Raw genomic sequence first — 19097 nt, 5'->3', positions numbered from 1 at the left:
CCAGACTCGTTGAGTTCGGAGCCTCTTTCACCGTACTGTATCGCTGTTCCGGATGTCCAAGGTTCCCGAGACGGATGACCCGTGCGACCTGTTGCAGGCTGTAGGGGTCATCCGCCTCGGCGACGATGCTCAGTGCCGGTGCCCGCCGGCGAAATAATGGGCGCCGTTTGTGCGCGGATGCGTGCCAGTTATCCCGACCCAGGCCACGACAAGGGTCGGTTGATCAGGGTGACGCGACAGCTGAAGTGAAGCGACGACTTCGCTGTCAATGGACCAGATCAAGGGTGGCCTTTCTGTTCCTAGCCCGACAACCGTTGGGCTATTTTTTCGCGCGTTTGAATCTACTGTGCACCACCCACATCCACACCTCTGAACCCAATCAAAACCGCTGTTGACGAGCGCTGCGCACCGTTCTATAGATGAACTGCACCACGCTGTCGATGACAGCACCAGGTAGCCGGGACCTGCAAGGCTACGCTCCCCCAGAGTGGTTCCTCCCAAAGTGCGACTAGCGTTCGGCGGCTCGCACGGTTATCGCTCCCCGCGATGATGAGCGCTCTTACACCACTGCTGTTGCACCTGACCTTCCCTTGCGGACTCACCCCCGCCAGGGCCGGTGAATATCCGCGTTTCTCGCAAACAGGAGATTCACCATGACCACGGCAAACACTGCTGCCCCCACCACTTACTTCAACCTGCACACCCAAGGCATTGGTTACTTGAACCGCGTGCGCGAAGTGCCGGTACGTCGCGGCCAACCTTTCATGGCCTGCGACATTGCCGCGTTGCACGGTGCGTCGGATGACGTCGAGTACACCCGCTTCGACTGCAAGGTCGCTGGCGGTGAAGCCGAACGGCTGATCCGCGAACACCTCGAGGATGTCCGTGCCGAACGCAAGGTGCTGATCGCGTTTCGCATTGGCGACCTCTGGGTCGATGCCTTCACCTACGAGAAAGGTGAGCGCAAAGGCCAACCCGGCGCCAGCCTCAAAGGTCGGCTGATCTTCATCGAGTGGATCAAGGTAAACGGTCAGCTCACCTACAAAGCGCCAGCTCGGCAGGATGCTTCCTCGCCTGATCAGCCGTCCGAAGCGGCTGGTGAGGATGCGCCGGACTCTTCACGCAGTGCCGATCAGGCTCCGAACCAGGCCACGCAGCCTGCCTGAGACTGATGCCCCACCACAGAGGCGCTCACATGAGCGCCTTTTCTCACCCCCGGAGGCTGCCATGGAGAGTTACTGGCTCTGTGAGGATTGCCTGCACGCCGTGGCCTACGACGACTTCAGCGCACTGTCGCTGTACTACAGCGAGGCCGAAGTCGATCAGCGAATCGCGCAGATGCGTAAGGCGCTGCAGGTGCTGTTGCCGCTCAGCGCTGATTTCGATCCGGACACTGGCGTTGGCATCGACCCCTTCTCCACTCACCCCTGCGAAGGCTGTCACTCCCCGTTGCACGGCACCCGGCATCGTTTCACCCGCCTGTGACCGCCTGCCCCTACCCACAGGGACCTCCTCTCGGAGCCCCCCTGCACACGAGGTTCTGCTCATGAAAACGCCATTGACCCTGGTCGAGCCCCTCGACCCCGTCCTGGCCCAGCGCGCCCACGAAGATGCGTTGATCAGCGAAGCCCTGCAGTTGCTGGACCAACGCTACTTTCAGCGCGGTGAAGTACTGATCACACCTGCCGACGCCGCGTCTTACCTGAAACTGCGGCTGGCGCCTTACCACCACGAGGTATTTGCCCTGCTGTACCTCGATTCCCAGCACCGCGTGCTGGACTTCGAAGTGTTGTTTTTCGGCAGCATCGATGGAGCCTCGGTGTACCCCCGTGAGGTGGTGGTCAAGGCACTGGCGCACAACGCCGCCGCGGTCATCCTCAGCCACAACCACCCTTCCGGCTGCCCTGAACCCAGCGGCGCCGACCGCGTGCTGACGGCGCGTCTGATCGAAATCTTGGCGCTGGTCGAGGTCCGCGTTCTGGACCACATCATCGTCGGTGAAGGTCAGCCCCTCTCCCTGGCCGAATACGGCTGGATCTAACCCTCTCTCTCGCCACCGCCTACATGGGGTGGCGTGCTTTTTTCACTGGAGCGCCACCATGCTCACCTCAATCCCCAACCCCTTTGCCCGCGGCTTCCATGCATTCGCCTGCGAGCGCGTGGTCCAGATCCACTACGACGACCGGTGCCCGCCCTGCTATCGCCCCCTGCACACCGCCCAGCTGGACCTGGACGACGATCACATCAACTGCCAGGCGTGCGTATTCGATGACGACTGCGCCGTCATCACGGAAGGCAAGGATGTCTCTGGCTTCCTTCGCATGCAGTTGCCCGCGGACGGCGTGGTCAGCACGGTGCTGTACCAAGTCACCGCCGAGCGGCTGACTGGCTCGGTACACGTTGGCGACCTGCCCAGCCTGGAAGCGGCGGAGCACCTGATGCAGCAGCTGTCCTTTGCCACTGGCTAGTACAGCCGCAGCTGGGAGATCAGTTCATCCCACCTACCGGCTGACGAGTATGCCTACCTTGAGCAGCTTGCCCGCTGCGAACGATCGGCCGGCTTCTTTGAATGCTTCCGGTTGGTCAGTAACCGTTCCGTCGGCTGCAAGCTGTACTCGACACCCTGGCACCGCAGCGCCCAACTGGAGGGCCTCGGTTGCTCAGCGGCGGACGTCTGCATTCGCCTGTTGGATGAACAGGTGCCGCCGGTGTTGATGACCCTGTTGCTGCTGGCCGGCCAGGCCGACACGCGCTTCCTGGTGTTTGATCCCGATGCAGCCCCGCTGGCAGGACTGCCGGTGTTTACTGACGATTGACCCAAGGCGCCCTGCGGGGCGCCTTTTTTATGTGTTGGGCCTGATAAACCGGCCGGGCAACTTCGGTTTTTCAGTGGGTACACCTCGCACGCGTTGCCAAGGTGTCGGCACCTACTGTCGAGACCTGCTCATGTACACGCCCGCACTTCCTTACCTTGTCCTGATGCTCGCGCTGGCAGGGTGCAACACGTCGCCTGTCATCACCCCATCGGTGCCACCTGCTGTCTCAGTAGCAGCACCGACCACCCCGCCCAAGCCGCTCTCGGAATCACCGGCATGGGTCCGCCAGGACCGCTACACCCTGGTCAGCACGCGTCCGACGCTGGAGCAACGCCAGCCATTGTTCCAGCTCGTCATCGTGCAAGTTTCACCGGCGCTGCACGCGACGGTCGGTGATGCCCTGCTTCATGTGCTGCAGCGCTCGGGCTACTCACTCTGCGCCAACCGCGCCGAGGTCACCACCTTGTTCAGCCGCCCCCTGCCGGCCGTGCAGCACCAACTCGGGCCGATGGCGCTGCTGGACGCCTTGACCATCCTCGGCGGCCCGGCTTGGCGGCTCGTGATCGACCCGGTCGAACGCAGCGTGTGCTACGCCCTTCGCGCACCGGTGCCCGCTCCACCTCACCCGTCTCTGGAGATTGCGCCATGAAGGTCCATCACTTTCAGGCCCTGGTGCTCGGGGCCCTGTGCCTCGGCGCCGCCGTACTGGCCGCCGTGACCTACAACCACCAGCAACACCTGACCGCGCTCCTGGTCGCCGCTGATAGTGCGCCAGCCGATCCAGTCCCAGCGCTGCGTCGGGATCTCGATGCACTCAGCGCCGACCTTGCGACACTCCCGCCGCAAGTGAAAGCGTTGGACGAGCATCAGCGCCAACAGGACGCGACCTTCGCGACACTGAGCAAACAGCTGGATGAGGTGAGCGCTTCGCTCAAGGCCATTGAAGCGGTGCCTGTGGGTCCGAGCAGATCCGATCTGGCAGCGCTGGAGCAACGACTGGACAGCGCGGAAACCGCTGTGCGCCTCCTGGAGGCTCGACCGACTGCGTCATCCGTACAGTCCCAGCCTGTAACCCCCATCAAGCAGCTCACCAAAACCCAAGCGCCGACGCCACCGTTCACCTTGCTAGGTGTCGAGACTCGCGGCGACGTCCGGTTTGTCTCGGCCCTACCGGCCGGCGCGCACGCCCTGTCGACCGTCCGCCTGCTGCAGCCCGGCGACAGCCTGAACGGCTGGCAGCTCAAGACCCTTCGCCGGAATCAGGCCGTATTCCAGGTGCCTGGCCTCGGCGAACGTTCGCTGCCCCTGCCGTGACGAGGTGCATATGGTCCGGATCACCACTCTCTCGCTGCTCCTATTCCCCATCTACCTGGTACCGGGATCGGGATGGAGTGCACCCGCCACGGTTCAAACGGAGCAGCAGTCCAGCGAGCAGGCTCCACTGCAGCAAGCTCGCTCCGCAGCACAGGCCAAGGTCTGGGGGCTGACCGATGACGAATGGGCCAAGTTCGAGCGCCTGCAGAGGGGGCCCCGCCACTACTGGTCACCGCAGCTCGACCCACTGACCACCCTGGGCGTGGAAGCCGATTCGGACCAAGAGCGCCAGCGCTACGCCGAGCTGCAGGTGCGACTCGAAGCCAAACGTGCCGAGCGCGAACTGGCCTATGAAAAAGCCTACACCGCAGCTTGGGCGCGGCTGTTCCCGGGACTGCTGCCGGTGCAGGGGATGAGCGATGCAGCCTCCCCGTCGAGCAACTCGCGCTATGCCGTGTTTGTGGAGGACCCGTGCTCGACCTGTGAGGCCAGCGTCCGCCAATGGTTGAGCACGGGCGCCCATCTGGACGTCTACCTGGTGGGCAGCCAGGGCGACGATGCGCGCATTCGGCAATGGGCGCGCATCGTGGGCATTACCCCGATCCAGGTCAGTAGCGGCCAGATCACCCTCAATCACGACCGCGGCCGCTGGTTCGCCCTCGGCGCCAGCCGCCCCCTGCCTGCGCGCTTTCAACAGGTGGAAGGGACATGGCAACGCGTCGACTGATCCTCGCCTTGGTCCTGATGGGGGTGACTGCGGCCCAAGCAGGCGGCCTGCCTCCGCCGGCTTACCAGTTGGCCGCCGCCCAAGCTGGCATCCCGGCCTCGGTGCTGTTCGCCATTGCCCAGCAGGAGAGCGGCACGCCGCTGCGTGGGCGACTTATTCCCTGGCCGTGGACCTTGAATGTGGCCGGCACGCCGCAGCGTTTCGCCACCCGTGACCAGGCCTGCAGCGCTCTCACCGTGGCGCTCAACAGGCATGATCCCAAGCGCATCGACGTTGGCCTGGGGCAAACCAACCTGGGCTACCACCCGGAGCGTTACCCCACCGCCTGCGATGCCCTCGATCCGCGCGCCAACCTCGCCGTCACCGCCGACCTGTTGCGCGAGCACTACACCGACGTCGGTGACTGGGTCATTGCCGCAGGCCGCTACCACCGGCCTGCGGGTGGAGCCCCGGCGGCACGCTACAGCACGCAGTTCAGCCAGCACTGGCAGCGCCTTGAAGCCGCCACGTCCAGCCGTGGAGGACCACGCTTATGATCGACGTTCGCCGGGGCGCACTGATCTGCGGGCTGGTGGGGTTGTTGGCTGCCGGGGCATCGCTTGGGACAACGCCCCCGGCCATGGCCGCCGAGTCGACCGGGCCGGTCGAACGACGCGATCCTTGCACACTGAACTGGGTGCTGCCGGTGCACAGCGCGCGTCTCACGCCGGGTGAGGTGCCGCGCAGAGCCTTGGACCTGCCGGGCATGGTCCCGCTGTTCTTGGTTGGCGCGGACGCCGCCTCATTGGCGTGGCTGGCGCAGCACGCGCCGGCGCTCAAGCGGTTGGGTGCCAACGGCTTGGCCGTTGAGGTCGCCGATGCAGCTGCGCTGCAGCGTATCCAGTCGGTAGTACCTGAGTTGACCATCTGGCCAGTCAGTGGCGACGACATCGCCGAGCGGCTGGAGCTGGAGCACTACCCGGTGCTGATCACACCGACCGGTCTGGAACAGTGAGGTAGCGCCATGAGCGATCATGCGATGGAATCTCTGCTGCGCCCGGCAGTGGAGCTGTACACCGTAAGCATCTGCGCCGGTGCCGGCGCGCTGTGCCTGCATTCGCCCTGGGCCGTGGCGCTGTCGCCGGAGGTCGGCGCCGGTATGGCCCTGGCCTACACCGCCTTCGGTCTCAAGCGCCTCAACGAGGCTCGCATTGTTTTGCGTTATCGGCGCAACATCCGCCGTCTGCCCCGCTACTCGCTGACGAGCCGACAGATCCCGGTCAGCACCAAGCGCCTGTTCATGGGCCGTGGCTTTCGCTGGAGCCGGCTCCACACACAACGCTTGCTTGAAGCACAAGACCCCGCGCTGGCCCGCTACGTCAACCAGTCAGCGGCCTACCAATGGGCACGGCGCCTGGAGCACGTGCTGGAAAAAGCGCCGCCAGGGCTATCCCTCCTGCCTCGCGTGACCGCCTGGGACAGCCCTCTCAACCCGGTACGGCCGCTGCCGCCCGTGGGCGGCTCACCGCTGCTGCATGGCGTCGAGCCCAACGAGCAGGAGGCGTCCTTGCCACTGGGCGAACGCGTGGGCCACACCCTGGTGCTGGGCACTACCCGGGTCGGCAAGACGCGCCTGGCCGAAGTCTACATCACCCAAGACATTCACCGACCGAGCCAGGAAGTGGTGATTGTCTTTGACCCCAAAGGCGATGCCGACCTGCTCAAGCGCATGTACGTGGAAGCGCGACGCGCTGGCCGTCAGCACGAGTTCTACGTCTTTCACCTGGGCTGGCCGGAGATTTCCGCCCGCTACAACGCCATCGGCCGCTTCGGCCGCATTTCCGAAGTCGCCACCCGCATCGCCGGCCAACTCAGCGGCGAAGGCAACTCGGCCGCGTTTCGCGAGTTCGCCTGGCGCTTCGTCAACATCATCGCCCGGGCGTTGATCGAACTCGGCCGACGCCCTGACTACCTGCAGATTCAGCGGCACGTGGTGAACATCGATGCGCTGTTCATCGAATACGCCCAGCACTTTTTCGCCCGACATGATCCGCAGGCCTGGGAGACAATCGTGGATCTTGAAGCTCGCCTCAACGAGAAGAACGTGCCCCGGCACATGGTCGGCCGCGAGAAACGTGTGGTCGCCATCGAGCAGTACCTCACCGCCAAGCGCTTGTTCGACCCGGTCATGGACGGCCTTCGTTCGGCTGTGCGCTACGACCGCACGTACTTCGACAAGATCGTCGCCTCGCTGCTGCCGCTGCTGGAAAAGCTCACCAGTGGTAAGACAGCCCAGTTGCTGGCCCCCAACTATGCCGACCTGGACGATCCACGACCCATCTTCGACTGGCTGCAGGTGATCCGCAAACGCGGCATCGTCTACGTCGGCCTGGATGCACTGTCCGATGCAGAGGTCGCCGCAGCGGTCGGCAACTCGATGTTTGCCGACCTGGTCTCGGTGGCCGGGCACATCTACAAACACGGCATCGACCATGGCCTGCCGAACTCCTACAGCGCGACTGACCAGGTGCCCATCAATTTGCACGCCGACGAATTCAATGAGCTCATGGGCGACGAGTTCATTCCACTGATCAACAAAGGCGGCGGCGCCGGTATCCAGGTCACCGCCTACACGCAGACGTTGAGCGACATCGAGGCACGTATCGGCAGCCGAGCCAAAGCCGGCCAAGTCATCGGCAACTTCAACACCCTGCAGATGCTGCGCGTACGGGAAACTGCGACCGCCGAGCTGCTGACCAATCAGCTGCCGAAGGTCAACGTGCAGACCCGTACTCTGGTCTCCGGCGCGACCGACACGGCCGATCCCGATGCTAGAACTGACTTCACCTCTTCTTCGCAGGACCGGGTGACCACCACCTCCGTGCCACTGATCGAGCCCGCACACATAATCGCCCTGCCGAAGGGTCAGATGTACTCGTTCCAGGAAGGCGGGCAACTTTGGAAAGTGCGAATGCCGCTGCCCAAACCCGCCAGCGACGATGCAATGCCAGAGGATCTGCAGGCGCTGGCTGCGCACATGCGCGAGTCCTACAACGCTAATGCGGGAAGTTGGTGGAGCAGCGCCGGCGGTGCGCCGACGGCCGACTTCGATCCCGAGATGTCACCACCCGGGTGTAAATCCGGCCCGTGAGCACCTGGCAGCCAGCGAACACTTAGGAGCCTTTAATGCGTACTGCTCTAAACAACCCGCCTCAACCACAACGACGACCGGGTCTGATCCTCGGCACGCTTGAGTTTTGCCTACGATTACTCGGTCTGCTGTTCGCCTCCTTGATGTTCTCCATCCTGCTGGAGTGCGCGGGCATGCTCTGGTTCTGGCCCGAGCAGGGCTGGCATCACAGTCATACCATGTGGCTGAGTGAGCTCGGCTGGCTCAGCAGTCACTTCAAGCATTCATTGCTCGTGCAAGAACCAGCTCAAGCGACTTTCAAGATACTCGAACACCTCAACGATAGGGTCGTTGTGCGCTCTGGATGGGGGACATCCGATGCCCAGCTGAAGCTGCTTGGTCGTGAGACGTCAGTGCACGGGCAGCTCGCACAAGTCTACGTTGTGATGCAGGCCTACCTGCTGGCGGCCTTGTTTACGGTCTTTACTTTCGTCGTGCGACTGGTCGTTCTCACCTTGGCCACACCGCTGTTCTTGCTTGCCGTGATCACCGGCGCGGTCGATGGCTTAATGCGTCGCGACCTGCGCAAGTTCGGGGCGGGCCGGGAGAGCAGCTTTGTGTACCATCGAGCGAAGCGGACGCTGCTGCCGCTTATGGTAAGCCCTTGGGTGATCTACCTCTCTCTTCCCTTATCGATGAATCCCATTTGGGTGCTACTGCCATGCGCTGCGGTGCTTGGATGGATGGTGGCAATCACGGCTGCGACTTTCAAAAAATACCTTTGACTGTCCGTTGTCGACCCAAAGTAGCAGTTTCAAGAAATGTTGGTGGCAATTTCAATAAAACGCTCCGCATCTGTTAATTTTAGAATGACCAATATTGTTCAATTACCGCCCTCGTACCTACTCCGGTCTGACATAACAACCAAACCGCTCGGGATTTTACCTACCAAGCCAATGAGCAGTTGATTTCGGTAACCACGTGCCCGACCCGTTGAGCCTAGCACTGGCGCTCCGCTGACGGCCGGGTTCTAATCAAGCTCTAGGCTGTAACCCACCCCATATACAGACCTGAGTGGGTCATGTCCTGGAACTACTCCTGACAGTTTGCGCCGTAAATTCTTAACGTGACTGTCTACGGTTCGGTCTGCGACCACGCGATGGTCCTGGTAGATGTGGTTCATCAGCTGGTCGCGAGACAGCACTTGCCCGGGCCGGGCCGCCAACGCGGCAAGCATGCGGAACTCTACCGGCGTCAGATCCAGCGCCACGCCCTTGTAGCGGGCCTGGAACATGCGGGCATCGAGCTCCAGGCCCATGCCTGGCCCCTGCTGCCCGCTGCGGCGCAGCACGGCCTTGACCCGCGCCACCAGCTCCCGGGGCGAAAACGGCTTGCATATGTAGTCGTCGGCGCCCAGCTCTAGCCCTAGCAGGCGGTCTATTTCATCGACCCTGGCGGTCATCATGATCAGCGGCATCTGAGTGAAGCTGCGCAGCTCGCGGCAGATGTCCAGGCCATCGCGGCCAGGCAGCATCAAGTCGAGCAGGACGAGTTCGTACTGGCCTTGACGGATGGCCGGGATCACCGCCAGGCCATCTGCCAGGTGGTCGACGCGATAACCACCTGCGCGCAGATAATCACCTACCAGTACGGCGAGCTTGGGTTCATCCTCCACCAGCAGAATCTGGCTCATGCTTGTTCTCCCGCCAGTGGCAGGGTCAGCACCAGCAGCAGCCCGCCCATGGCCGAGGCCTTGGCGGTCAGCTGACCGCCGTGCACTTCGGCAATACCCCGGCAAATCGCCAGCCCCAACCCGGTGCCGCCGCTGGCCCGGTTGCGCGAGCGTTCGGCGCGGTAGAAGCGTTCGAACAGTCGCGCGAGCGAGGCGCTGTCGACTCCCGGGGCAGTATCTTCACATTGCACAAGCACCTGGTCACCTTCCTGGAATGCACGCAAAACGGTAAACCCACCTGCATCGGTATAGCGACGGCTGTTTTCCAGCAGATTGTGCAGCAACTGGCCCAGGCGTCCCTCGTCGCCCATTACCCACAGTGGCTGCTCAGGCAACTCCAGCCGCAGTTGCAGGCCGCGCTCGGCAAAACTGGCCTGGAAGGCTTCGGTCACCACCGGTAACAGCACGCACAAGTCGATGCGTTCACGTCGATAGGTTGGTCCACCTACTTCAGCCAGTGACAGGTCAAACAGGTCATCGACCAGCTTGCTCAGCGACCCGACCTCGCCTTGCAGCGAGCGCAGACCGTTACCATCGACCGGGCGAATGCCATCTTCCATGGCTTCAAGTTCAGCACGCATCACCGCCAGCGGCGTGCGCAGCTCGTGGGAAATATCGGCCATGAAGTCGCGGCGCAGGCGCTCGTTGCTCGCCAGCGTGGCGGCCATGCGGTTGAAGTCGCCGGCCAATTGCCCTGCTTCGTCTGCCGAACGCACCGGCAGCTGGATTTCATAATCACCCGCAGCCAGGCGATGGGTAGCCCTGGCCACTTCACGGATCGGGCGGAGCAAGGCACGGCTAAGCCACCAGACGATAACACCTGTGGCCAACAGACAGGCCAGACCTATCAGCAGGCTGGAGCGCAGCTGGTTCAGCTGGAAGCGGCGGTCTCCCACGCTGGTTACCGACTGCAGCGGCGCAAGGGCCATCCAGCCAACCACCTGTTCTTGATGCCTGATCGGGCGCAGCAGCATTTCATTGCTAGGCCCCTGGTAGCCGATGATCGGCCGCCGCTGGGCATCGAGCAGGGCAAAGCGCACGAATGCGCCGGTCAGGTCGGAGACCGTCAGCAAGCTGGGGTCGAACGTCTTGTCCGGCTGGGTATCGTCCGGGCGCAGCAGTTCGAACCACTGGTCCTTGTCGAGACGGATGAAATCCCAGCTGCCATTACGTGCATAGGCCTGCTCGACCCGCGGCACGATGCGATCCATGCGCTCCTCGGCTTGCTGATTGAGGTAGCCGAGAAAGCCATATTTCAAGCTCAGGTAGGCGGCGAAAACCATCCCCAACACGGCGAAAGTGCAGACCACGAGCATCGCGAAGAAAAACTTGTGCGAAAGGCTGACTTTCATGGCTCCGCCAGTGAATTGGAATTGCCACCATTGAAGCTTGCCAACTCCAGTGCCGCAAGGCGCACAGGCCAATCTCCACCGTTTCTGCACATTTGCTGCACAATTCCCGCGCACGCTTGGGCCATCTAAATCAATTGGGTCGGAGCCTGCGATGCATACGTTATTCCACTCCCTGTTCTTTACACGCTCACCTTTGTCCCGGGCGCTCCTGCTGGGCGCCGGCCTGCTTGTCCTTGGGGGGTGCGGTGAGACCGAGACCGCTGCCCCTCCCGCTCCCGTACAGGAGGTGGCGGTGCATGAAGTGACCACCGCAGCCCAGGCCCTGACCACCACCCTGCCCGGTCGCGCCAGCGCCCACCTGATAGCCGAGATCCGCCCCCAGGTGGGTGGCATCATCCAAAAGCGCCTGTTCAACGAGGGCGACACGGTCAAGGCCGGCCAGGCGCTGTACCAGATTGACCCACAGACCTACCAGGCCACCTTGGCCCAGGCCAAGGCCACCGTCAGTTCAGCCAGAGCCACCCTGCGGGCTGCCGAACTCAAAGCCAAGCGTGATGCTCAACTGGTGAAGCTCGACGCCATCAGTGCCGAAGACAACGAAAGCGCCCAGTCGGCCCTGCTCGAGGCCCGTGCCAGCCTGCAGTCTGCCTTGGCAGAACAGCGCACTGCGCAGATCAACCTCGACTACACCCGCATCAACGCGCCGATCGATGGCCGCACCGCCACCTCGACGGTCACCCCTGGCGCACTGGTCACTGCCGAGCAGACCACGGCCCTCACCACCGTGCAGCAGCTGGACCCGATCTACGTCGATTTCACCCAGCCGAGCAGCACCTTGCTGCGCCTCAAGCGCGAACTGGCCGAAGGCAAGCTGGCACGCAGCGGACAGGCGGATGCCGCTCGTGTGACCCTGGAACTTGAAGACGGCAGCACCTACGCACACGCCGGCACCCTCACCTTCAATGGCGTGAGCGTTGACGAAAGCACCGGCAGTGTGACGTTCCGCGCAGTGGTGCCCAATCCCGACGGCCTGCTGATGCCGGGCATGTACATCAAGGCAACGCTGCAGGAAGGCGTACAGAACGACGCCATTTTGGTACCACAGCAGGCCGTCAGCCGTGACGAGCGCGGTGGCGCCACCGCCCTGGTAGTGGTCGATGGCAAGGTAGAGCAGCGTGAGCTGACCTTGGCCCGCGCGGTGGACAACCGCTGGTGGGTCAGTCAGGGCCTGGCAGCAGGCGACAAGGTCATCATCGAGGGTCTGCAAAAGGTGCGTGTTGGCCAACAGGTGCAGGTGCAGAACAAACCCCTGACCGCCCACAACGACAGCAACTGAGGCCCACTCCATGGCACGCTTTTTCATCGATCGGCCAATCTTCGCCTGGGTCATCGCCATCCTGATCATGCTCGGGGGTGGCCTGGCCATCTTCGAACTGCCGCTGGCCCAGTATCCCAACATCGCCCCGCCGCAGATCAGCCTCAACGCCACCTACACCGGCGCGTCGGCCAAGACCATGGAAGACTCGGTGACTCAGGTCATCGAACAGCAGATGACCGGCCTCGACGGCCTCACCTACATATCCTCCACCAGCAGCTCGTCCGGCAGCGCCAAAATCACCCTGACCTTCGAGACCGGCACGGATGTAAACACTGCGCAAATGCAGGTCCAGACCAAGCTGGAGCAGGCCAAGGCGCGCCTGCCCGATACCGTGCAGCAGCAGGGTATCCAGATCAACAATTCGGCCAGCGACTTCCTTATCATCGTATCTCTGGTGTCGGACAATCCTGATGTGACCGCCACCGACATCAGTGACTTCATCTCCAGTACCCTGTATGACCAGATCAGCCGGGTCAGCGGCGTCGGCGACGTGACCACCCTCGGTTCGAGCTACGCCATGCGCATCTGGCTCGACCCGGACAAGCTCAAGCAATTCGCGCTGATGCCCTCGGACGTCAGCAGCGCGCTGGAAGCGCAGAACGTCGACACCTCGGCCGGCCAGTTGGGCGCCCTGCCTGCCCGAGCCGGCCAGCAGCTCAACGCCACCATCAACGCCCGCAGCAAGCTGCAGACCGCCGCGCAGTTCCGCGACCTGGTACTGAAGTACAACAGTGCCGGCGCAGTGGTCACCCTGGCCGACGTGGCCCGGGTAGAGCTGGGCAGCGAAAGCTACGATGTGGTCGCCGAGCACAATGGCCGGCCTTCCGGCGGCCTTGCGGTGAGCCTGGCCACCGGTGCGAACGCACTGGACGTTTCTGAAGCGGTGCAAGCCAAGTTGGCCGAACTGGAACAGTTCTTCCCTAGCAAGCTGCAACTGCGTAGCGAGGTGGCCTACAACACCGCGCCGTTCGTGAAGATTTCCATCGAGGAGGTGGTCAAGACCCTGTTCGAAGCCATCGCCCTGGTGGTGCTGATCATGTACCTGTTCATGCAGAACCTGCGCGCCACGCTGATCCCCGCTATTGCCGTACCGGTGGTACTGCTTGGCACCTTCGGCGTATTGGCGATGCTCGGCTACTCGATCAACACGTTGACCATGTTCGGCATGGTGCTGGCGATCGGCTTGTTGGTTGATGATGCCATCGTGGTGGTGGAGAACGTCGAGCGCATCATGGCCGAAAAAGGCCTGTCGCCGCGTGAGGCGACCCGCCAGTCGATGGGCGAGATCAGCGGCGCGCTGATCGGTATTGCCGTAGTGCTCTCGGCAGTATTCATCCCGATGGCCTTCTTCGGCGGCTCAACCGGGATTATCTACCGTCAGTTTTCGGTAACTCTGGTAGCGGCCATGGCCTTGTCTGTCCTGGTGGCGATGACCCTGACACCGGCCCTCTGCGCTACCCTGCTCAAGCCGGTGACGGCCCACGGTACACCGCAGCGTGGCTTCTTCGGCTGGTTCAACCGCACTTTCGACCGCACCTCGAAGCGCTATCAGCGCGGTGTCGGCAAGGTACTCGCGCGCCCGCTGCGCGGCCTGCTGGTGTACGTACTGCTGCTCGGCGGCGTGGCGCTGATGTTCCAGAAGCTGCCCACCGCGTTCCTGCCCGAAGAAGATCAGGGCATGCTGATGATGCAGATGACCCTGCCGGTGGGCGGCACCGACGAACGCCTGCAGGCGGTCAGTCGGCAGGTGCAGGACTACATGCTTCAACAACCGGAGGTGGCGTCGATCCTGACCGTGCGTGGCCTGGGTAACGGTGGTAACGCCCAGAACTCGGGGCGCGGCTTCATCAAGCTCAAGGACTGGAGCGAGCGCCAAGGCGACGAGCACAGCGCCACATCGGTGGCACGCCGGGCCAACATGGCGCTGTCGAAGATCCTCGATGCCAATGTCTTCGTCATCGCCCCTCCGGCCATTCAGGGCCTGGGCCAAAGTTCCGGCTTCGACGTGCAGTTGCAGGACTTGGCTGGCCTCGGTCACGCCGAGCTGCTCAAGGCCCGCGATCAGTTCATTACCTTGGCGGCCAAGGACGCGCGCCTGGCCAACGTGCGTGCTCAGGGGCTGGAGGACACGCCCCAGCTCAACGTTCACATCAACGACCCCAAGGCCGGTGCCATGGGTGTTTCCGCCAGCGATATCAACGACACCCTGAGCACCGTGATGGGCGGCAGCTACGTCAACGACTTCGTCGACGCCGGGCGGGTGAAGAAAGTCTACCTGCAGGGCGAGGCCGACAAGCGCATGCTGGCAGAGGATATCGGCGCCTGGTATGTGCGCAACGACAGCGATGCCATGGTGCCGTTGTCGGCGTTTACCAGCACCTCATGGAGCACCGCCTCGCCGCTGCTGGAGCGCTTCAATGGCTTCGGTTCCTACGAACTGGTAGGTGAGCCGGCCAGTGGCGTGAGCTCCGGCGACGCCATGGCAGCGGTCGAGCAGATCATGGCGCAATTGCCTGACGGTATCGGTTACGCCTGGACCGGCCAGTCTTACCAGGAGCGCATGGCGGGTAACCAGGCCCCCTTGCTTTACGCCATCTCGATCCTGTTCGTGTTCCTGTGCCTGGCGGCGCTGTACGAAAGCTGGTCGGTCCCCTTTGCGGTCATGCTGGTAGTGCCGGTGGGTATCCTTGGCGCGCTGTTGCTGACGGGCCTGCGCGGCCTGGCCAACGATGTCTACTTCCAGGTCGGGTTGCTGACCACGGTGGGTCTGGCAGCGAAGAACGCCATCCTGATTGTCGAGTTCGCCAAAGAAGGATACGAGCGTAGCCAGGACCTCATCACTGCCACCCTGGAAGCGGCGCGCATCCGCCTTAGGCCGGTACTGATGACCTCGCTTGCGTTCATCCTGGGTGTGCTGCCGCTGGCCCTGAGTAGCGGAGCCGGGGCCGGTGGACGACAGGCGATCGGCACCGGCGTGCTGGGTGGCATGCTCGCCGCTACCGTGCTCGGCCTGTTCTTCATCCCGTTGTTCTATGTACTGGTACAGCGCTTGGCCGGCCGACGCGCCAGCACTGTCGATACTGTTGCAGGAGAAGTCTGATGCGTCTGTCCCCTCTTTTGCTGGCGCTGGCCCTCACTGGCTGCGTCAACCTCGCTCCTGACTACCAGCGCCCCGCGGCGCCTGTAGCGCAGCAATGGCCAAGCGACAGCAGCGCGGGCACAACAAGCGCCGATATCAGCTGGAAATCGCTGTTCACCGATGCCCGCCTACGCGACACCGTGGCGCTGGCGTTGACCAACAACCGCGACCTGCGCGTGGCCGCCTTGAATGTCGAATACCAGCGGGCGCAGTACCGCATCCAGCGCGCCGAGCTGTTTCCGGCAGTTTCGGCAACTGCCGACGGTACCCGCCAGCGCAGCGTGACCAATGGCAGCTCTGCGGTCAGCAGCCAATACAGCGTCGGTCTCGGCGTCAGCAGCTATGAGCTGGACCTGTTTGGCCGCCTAGGCAACCTCAAGGACGCTGCGCTGGAGCAGTACCTTTCGCTGGAGCAAACGCGCCGCAGCACGCAGCTCAGCCTGGTAGCCGAAGTCGCGACGGCCTGGATGACCCTGGCCGCCGACCAGCAACTGCTGAAGCTGGCCAATGACACCTATGCCAGCCAGCAGAAAACCTACACTCTGGTGCAGCAGAGCCATGGGCTGGGCGGCGAGTCCGGGGTGAGCCTGGCGCAAGCGCGCAGTACAGTCGAGTCCGCTCGGGCCGATGCGGCCAATTATGCCAGCCAGGTCGAGCAAGACCGCAATGCGCTCGAACTGCTGGTGGGCCAACGCCTGAGCGACGCGCTGCTGCCAGGCGACCAGCCATTCGATACCACACTGCTGGTGAGCGTGCCGCAGGGCCTGCCCTCGAGCCTGCTGCAACGTCGCCCGGACGTATTGGCTGCTGAACATACCCTGAAGGCGGCCAATGCTGATATCGGTGCGGCTCGGGCTGCGTTTTTCCCGAGCATTACCCTTACCGCCAGTGGCGGCAGCGCCAGCAGCGAGCTGTCCGGGTTGTTCAAAGGCGGCAGCGGCGCCTGGAGCTTCGCCCCCTCGATCAACCTGCCGATTTTCAACGCAGGCAGCAATAGAGCCAGCCTGGATGCAGCCAAGGTCAACAGCGAAATCGAAGTGGCGACCTACGAGAAGACGATCCAGACCGCGTTCAGCGAAGTGGCCGATGCGCTGTCAGTGCGTGGTCATATCAATGAGCGCCTTGATGCCCAGCGCAGCCTGACCGACGCTACCGACACCGCTTATCAGCTCTCGTTGGCCCTGTACAAGCAAGGCTCGGAGAGCTTTCTGGACGTGCTCGACGCCCAGCGCTCGTTGTACTCGGCGCAGCAGTCGCTGATCAACCTGAAGCTGACAGAACAGACCAACCGGGTGACCTTATACAAAACACTTGGTGGCGAATGGGGCAAACGGTGAAAAATCCACTTGATTTAAGCACGCTAATGCCCCCAACTGCTCTCAACATCGTTCAGAATTAGAGCAGTGTGTAGGCAGCTAATTTTCAGCCGCCCCATCCGCGTCTGCGCACAGTAAGCATACATGGTGGTCGGATCAGTTTGGGGACTAAGAGCTACTCCCTCAGCGCATCGAGGGCACGGGTGGACAATGTGGGCTTTAGTTTCGTGAGCCGCAAAGCAAGAAAAAGCTGCGCTCGTCATTCAACTATCAAGCTCTGCAACTGCGCTCCAATGTGACACCAAGTCTGCTCGACCTCGGTTCTTCGAGAGGATATTTAACGCCAACCCGGATGTACCCGAGCGCATAGGTGAAGGATACTCTCTTGCCCTAAGCGGAAGTATTTAGTTCGAGTCACGGAATTAGCTTATTTGGATTTCCCGACATAGAAGCCTGACGGTTATTAACCACTTCAAACGTGACAATTAGCGTACGGACGGCCCATAGCTCTGCCTAAATGACAGCTATGGGTCAAATCCACGAGCGGCAGCTATCGACCCAGGCTGTGTGAAAACGCAGTAAATACATCGAAAACTCAGAGTCGAGCTGACTGCCTGTGGAATCAGCACGCGAGAGCGCGAATAGCCTCACCCAGCGAAAAAGACGTTTGCAGCGCTATATGGGCCGCGTCAGCGGCCCATATAGCTGTTTGCGGGCCAGCAAACAGCGGGGTTTACGCCCTGATCGCCTCAAGTAACCCTGCGATGCCGAAGATGCTCATCATTCGTTTGAGGTTGTACGCGAGCACATGAAGGCTCATTTCGGTGCTTACCCTCGGCAGGGTTTTGGTCAGGAAGTGGGTACTTCCCATCCAGAATTTGAGCGTGCCAAAGGGATGCTCCACCGTCTGCCGGCGAACCTTCATCTTCCCCGGATCATGCTCCAATCGAATCTGCACTCCTTCGACTACGGCTTCATGCTCCCAGCGCTTTAATCGCCGCTCTTTACCGGTCGTACACTGCTTCTGCATCGAGCAGCTCTGGCATCCTGAAAACCAGTAGCAGTGCAGTAGCATGCCGTCTTCCACTGAGGAATGCCGGCGCGTCAGCAACTGACCCGCAGGGCATCGATATTCGTCCGAAGCAGCCATGTAGATGAAGTCCTGCTTGCCGAATCGGCCTTCCGCTTTGCTGCTCGATGTCAGTGGTTTAGGTACAAAGGTGGTGATGCCAGCTTGCTCGCAAGCAAGGATTTCCGGGCCTTTGTAATAGCCTCTATCAGCAACCACCGTCAGCGCCTCAGCACCGATTTCTTCCCGTGCCTGGTTAGCCATATTGCTCAGTTGCCCGCGATCATTACCAACGTTGGTCACCTCATGGGCAATGATCAGATGGTGTTTGTCGTCGACTGCTGTTTGTACGTTGTACCCAACTGTGCCGGAGCCTCGGCCGCTTGTGGCCATTGAGCGGGCATCTGGATCGGTAAGTGAGATTTGCTGATCGGGACTGGCTTGAAGCTGCGCCTCGATGTCCTTGAGTTTTTGCATCTGCTGTTTCAGTTTTTCGACTTTGTCTTTCAACCGCTCAGTCTTGGCCTCGGCCACTTCCGGCGCTGCCCGATCCGCTGAATCCATTGCCGCTAGATAGCGGTCGATGCTCTGCTCGATCTGCCGCATGCGCGCCTTCACTTTGCCTTGAGTGAAATTGCGGTCGCGGTTATTCACGGCTTTGAATTTGCTGCCGTCGATGGCGATGATCGATTGGGAGAAGAGATTGAGGTTGCGGCAAAGTACAACGAACTGCCGGCAGACACTGCGAATGGCTTTACCATTGTCTCGGCGAAAGTCGGCAATCGTTTTGAAGTCAGGCGCCAATCGGCCTGTCAGCCACATTAGCTCGACATTACGCTCGGCCTCACGCTCAAGCCGGCGGCTGGACTGAATTCGGTTGAGATAGCCGTAGATGTAGATTTTTAGCAGCACTGCTGGATGGTAAGCCGGACGACCCGTTGCCGCAGGATCGACACCCTCGAACCCGAGTGTTCCAAGATCGAGTTCATCGACAAAAACGTCGACTACCCGAACTGGGTTTTCTTCGGTGATGTAGTCGTCCAGGCACTCCGGCAGCAACGTGACTTGCGTCCGAGACTCACCTTCAATGAATCGCTTCATGATCGTCCCCGCCGCGATCTCGACGATCAGAAGGTTAGACAATC

The 19097-nt window shown here is 62.0% G+C and carries 18 protein-coding genes; 15 read left to right on the top strand and 3 right to left on the bottom strand.

Annotated elements, in window-relative coordinates; genetic code table 11:
• The first annotated feature begins 653 nt into the window (after nt 1-653).
• The 12 genes from AC07XM_RS20515 (at nt 654) to AC07XM_RS20460 (ending at nt 8751) form a co-directional block, all read left to right on the top strand.
• Nucleotides 654-1166 (top strand): STY4534 family ICE replication protein, encoded by a 513-nt coding sequence (locus AC07XM_RS20515; protein ID WP_070087317.1) that lies wholly within the window; start codon nt 654-656, stop codon nt 1164-1166.
• 61 nt (nt 1167-1227) lie between these two features.
• Nucleotides 1228-1485: a hypothetical protein gene (locus tag AC07XM_RS20510; RefSeq protein WP_070087318.1), complete on the top strand. Its 258-nt coding sequence runs from the start codon at nt 1228-1230 to the stop codon at nt 1483-1485.
• Between the two features lie 61 nt (nt 1486-1546).
• Nucleotides 1547-2041 (top strand): JAB domain-containing protein, encoded by a 495-nt coding sequence (locus AC07XM_RS20505; RefSeq protein WP_070087319.1) that lies wholly within the window; start codon nt 1547-1549, stop codon nt 2039-2041.
• Nucleotides 2042-2099: 58 nt separating this feature from the next.
• Entirely contained in the window at nt 2100-2468 is a 369-nt protein-coding gene (locus tag AC07XM_RS20500) for a hypothetical protein (RefSeq protein ID WP_232862533.1), read from the top strand.
• An 18-nt stretch (nt 2469-2486) separates the two neighbouring features.
• Nucleotides 2487-2816, top strand: coding sequence for a DUF5983 family protein (locus AC07XM_RS20495; RefSeq protein WP_444851808.1), 330 nt, complete (start codon nt 2487-2489; stop codon nt 2814-2816).
• A 211-nt stretch (nt 2817-3027) separates the two neighbouring features.
• Nucleotides 3028-3465, top strand: coding sequence for a PFGI-1 class ICE element type IV pilus protein PilL2 (gene pilL2 / locus AC07XM_RS20490; RefSeq protein WP_232862535.1), 438 nt, complete (start codon nt 3028-3030; stop codon nt 3463-3465).
• Nucleotides 3462-4130: a hypothetical protein gene (locus AC07XM_RS20485; RefSeq protein WP_102689543.1), complete on the top strand. Its 669-nt coding sequence runs from the start codon at nt 3462-3464 to the stop codon at nt 4128-4130. The genes pilL2 and AC07XM_RS20485 overlap by 4 nt, the downstream gene beginning before the upstream one ends.
• A gap of 10 nt (nt 4131-4140) precedes the next feature.
• Nucleotides 4141-4857, top strand: coding sequence for a TIGR03759 family integrating conjugative element protein (locus tag AC07XM_RS20480; protein ID WP_102689544.1), 717 nt, complete (start codon nt 4141-4143; stop codon nt 4855-4857).
• Complete coding sequence (locus AC07XM_RS20475) at nt 4839-5393, top strand: lysozyme family protein (protein ID WP_102689545.1); 555 nt, start codon at nt 4839-4841, stop codon at nt 5391-5393. Before AC07XM_RS20480 ends, AC07XM_RS20475 begins: the two co-directional genes overlap by 19 nt.
• A complete protein-coding gene (locus tag AC07XM_RS20470; protein ID WP_196996655.1) occupies nt 5390-5851 on the top strand; it encodes an integrating conjugative element protein in 462 nt (153 codons plus the stop codon). Before AC07XM_RS20475 ends, AC07XM_RS20470 begins: the two co-directional genes overlap by 4 nt.
• A gap of 9 nt (nt 5852-5860) precedes the next feature.
• Nucleotides 5861-7987: a type IV conjugative transfer system coupling protein TraD gene (gene traD / locus AC07XM_RS20465; RefSeq protein ID WP_102689546.1), complete on the top strand. Its 2127-nt coding sequence runs from the start codon at nt 5861-5863 to the stop codon at nt 7985-7987.
• A gap of 35 nt (nt 7988-8022) precedes the next feature.
• A complete protein-coding gene (locus AC07XM_RS20460) occupies nt 8023-8751 on the top strand; it encodes a TIGR03747 family integrating conjugative element membrane protein (RefSeq protein ID WP_102689547.1) in 729 nt (242 codons plus the stop codon).
• A gap of 245 nt (nt 8752-8996) precedes the next feature.
• Here AC07XM_RS20460 and AC07XM_RS20455 read toward each other — a convergent pair whose 3' ends face one another.
• Nucleotides 8997-9659 (bottom strand): response regulator, encoded by a 663-nt coding sequence (locus AC07XM_RS20455; protein WP_102689548.1) that lies wholly within the window; start codon nt 9657-9659, stop codon nt 8997-8999.
• Nucleotides 9656-11050: an ATP-binding protein gene (locus AC07XM_RS20450; protein ID WP_102689549.1), complete on the bottom strand. Its 1395-nt coding sequence runs from the start codon at nt 11048-11050 to the stop codon at nt 9656-9658. The genes AC07XM_RS20455 and AC07XM_RS20450 overlap by 4 nt, the downstream gene beginning before the upstream one ends.
• A gap of 151 nt (nt 11051-11201) precedes the next feature.
• Here AC07XM_RS20450 and AC07XM_RS20445 point away from each other — a divergent pair, with 151 nt between their 5' ends.
• Genes AC07XM_RS20445 through AC07XM_RS20435 form a run of 3 tightly spaced genes read left to right on the top strand, consistent with a single transcriptional unit; the run spans nt 11202 to nt 16904 of the window.
• Nucleotides 11202-12386, top strand: a complete 1185-nt coding sequence (locus AC07XM_RS20445) for an efflux RND transporter periplasmic adaptor subunit (RefSeq protein ID WP_102689550.1) — start codon at nt 11202-11204, stop codon at nt 12384-12386.
• 10 nt (nt 12387-12396) lie between these two features.
• Nucleotides 12397-15528: an efflux RND transporter permease subunit gene (locus tag AC07XM_RS20440; protein WP_102689551.1), complete on the top strand. Its 3132-nt coding sequence runs from the start codon at nt 12397-12399 to the stop codon at nt 15526-15528.
• Nucleotides 15528-16904 carry an efflux transporter outer membrane subunit gene (locus AC07XM_RS20435; protein ID WP_102689552.1) on the top strand — a complete coding sequence of 459 codons (1377 nt, stop codon included), beginning with the start codon at nt 15528-15530 and terminating at the stop codon, nt 16902-16904. The genes AC07XM_RS20440 and AC07XM_RS20435 overlap by 1 nt, the downstream gene beginning before the upstream one ends.
• A gap of 712 nt (nt 16905-17616) precedes the next feature.
• On the opposite strand, the gene AC07XM_RS20430 is transcribed toward AC07XM_RS20435, so the two are convergent.
• A complete protein-coding gene (locus tag AC07XM_RS20430; protein ID WP_102689580.1) occupies nt 17617-19053 on the bottom strand; it encodes an IS1182 family transposase in 1437 nt (478 codons plus the stop codon).
• Between the last annotated feature and the right edge of the window lie 44 nt (nt 19054-19097).

Source organism: Pseudomonas sp. GW460-LB5, from assembly GCF_059423245.1.
Note: the sequence above shows the minus strand (reverse complement) of the source record. Positions and strands in the feature narration are given on the sequence as shown.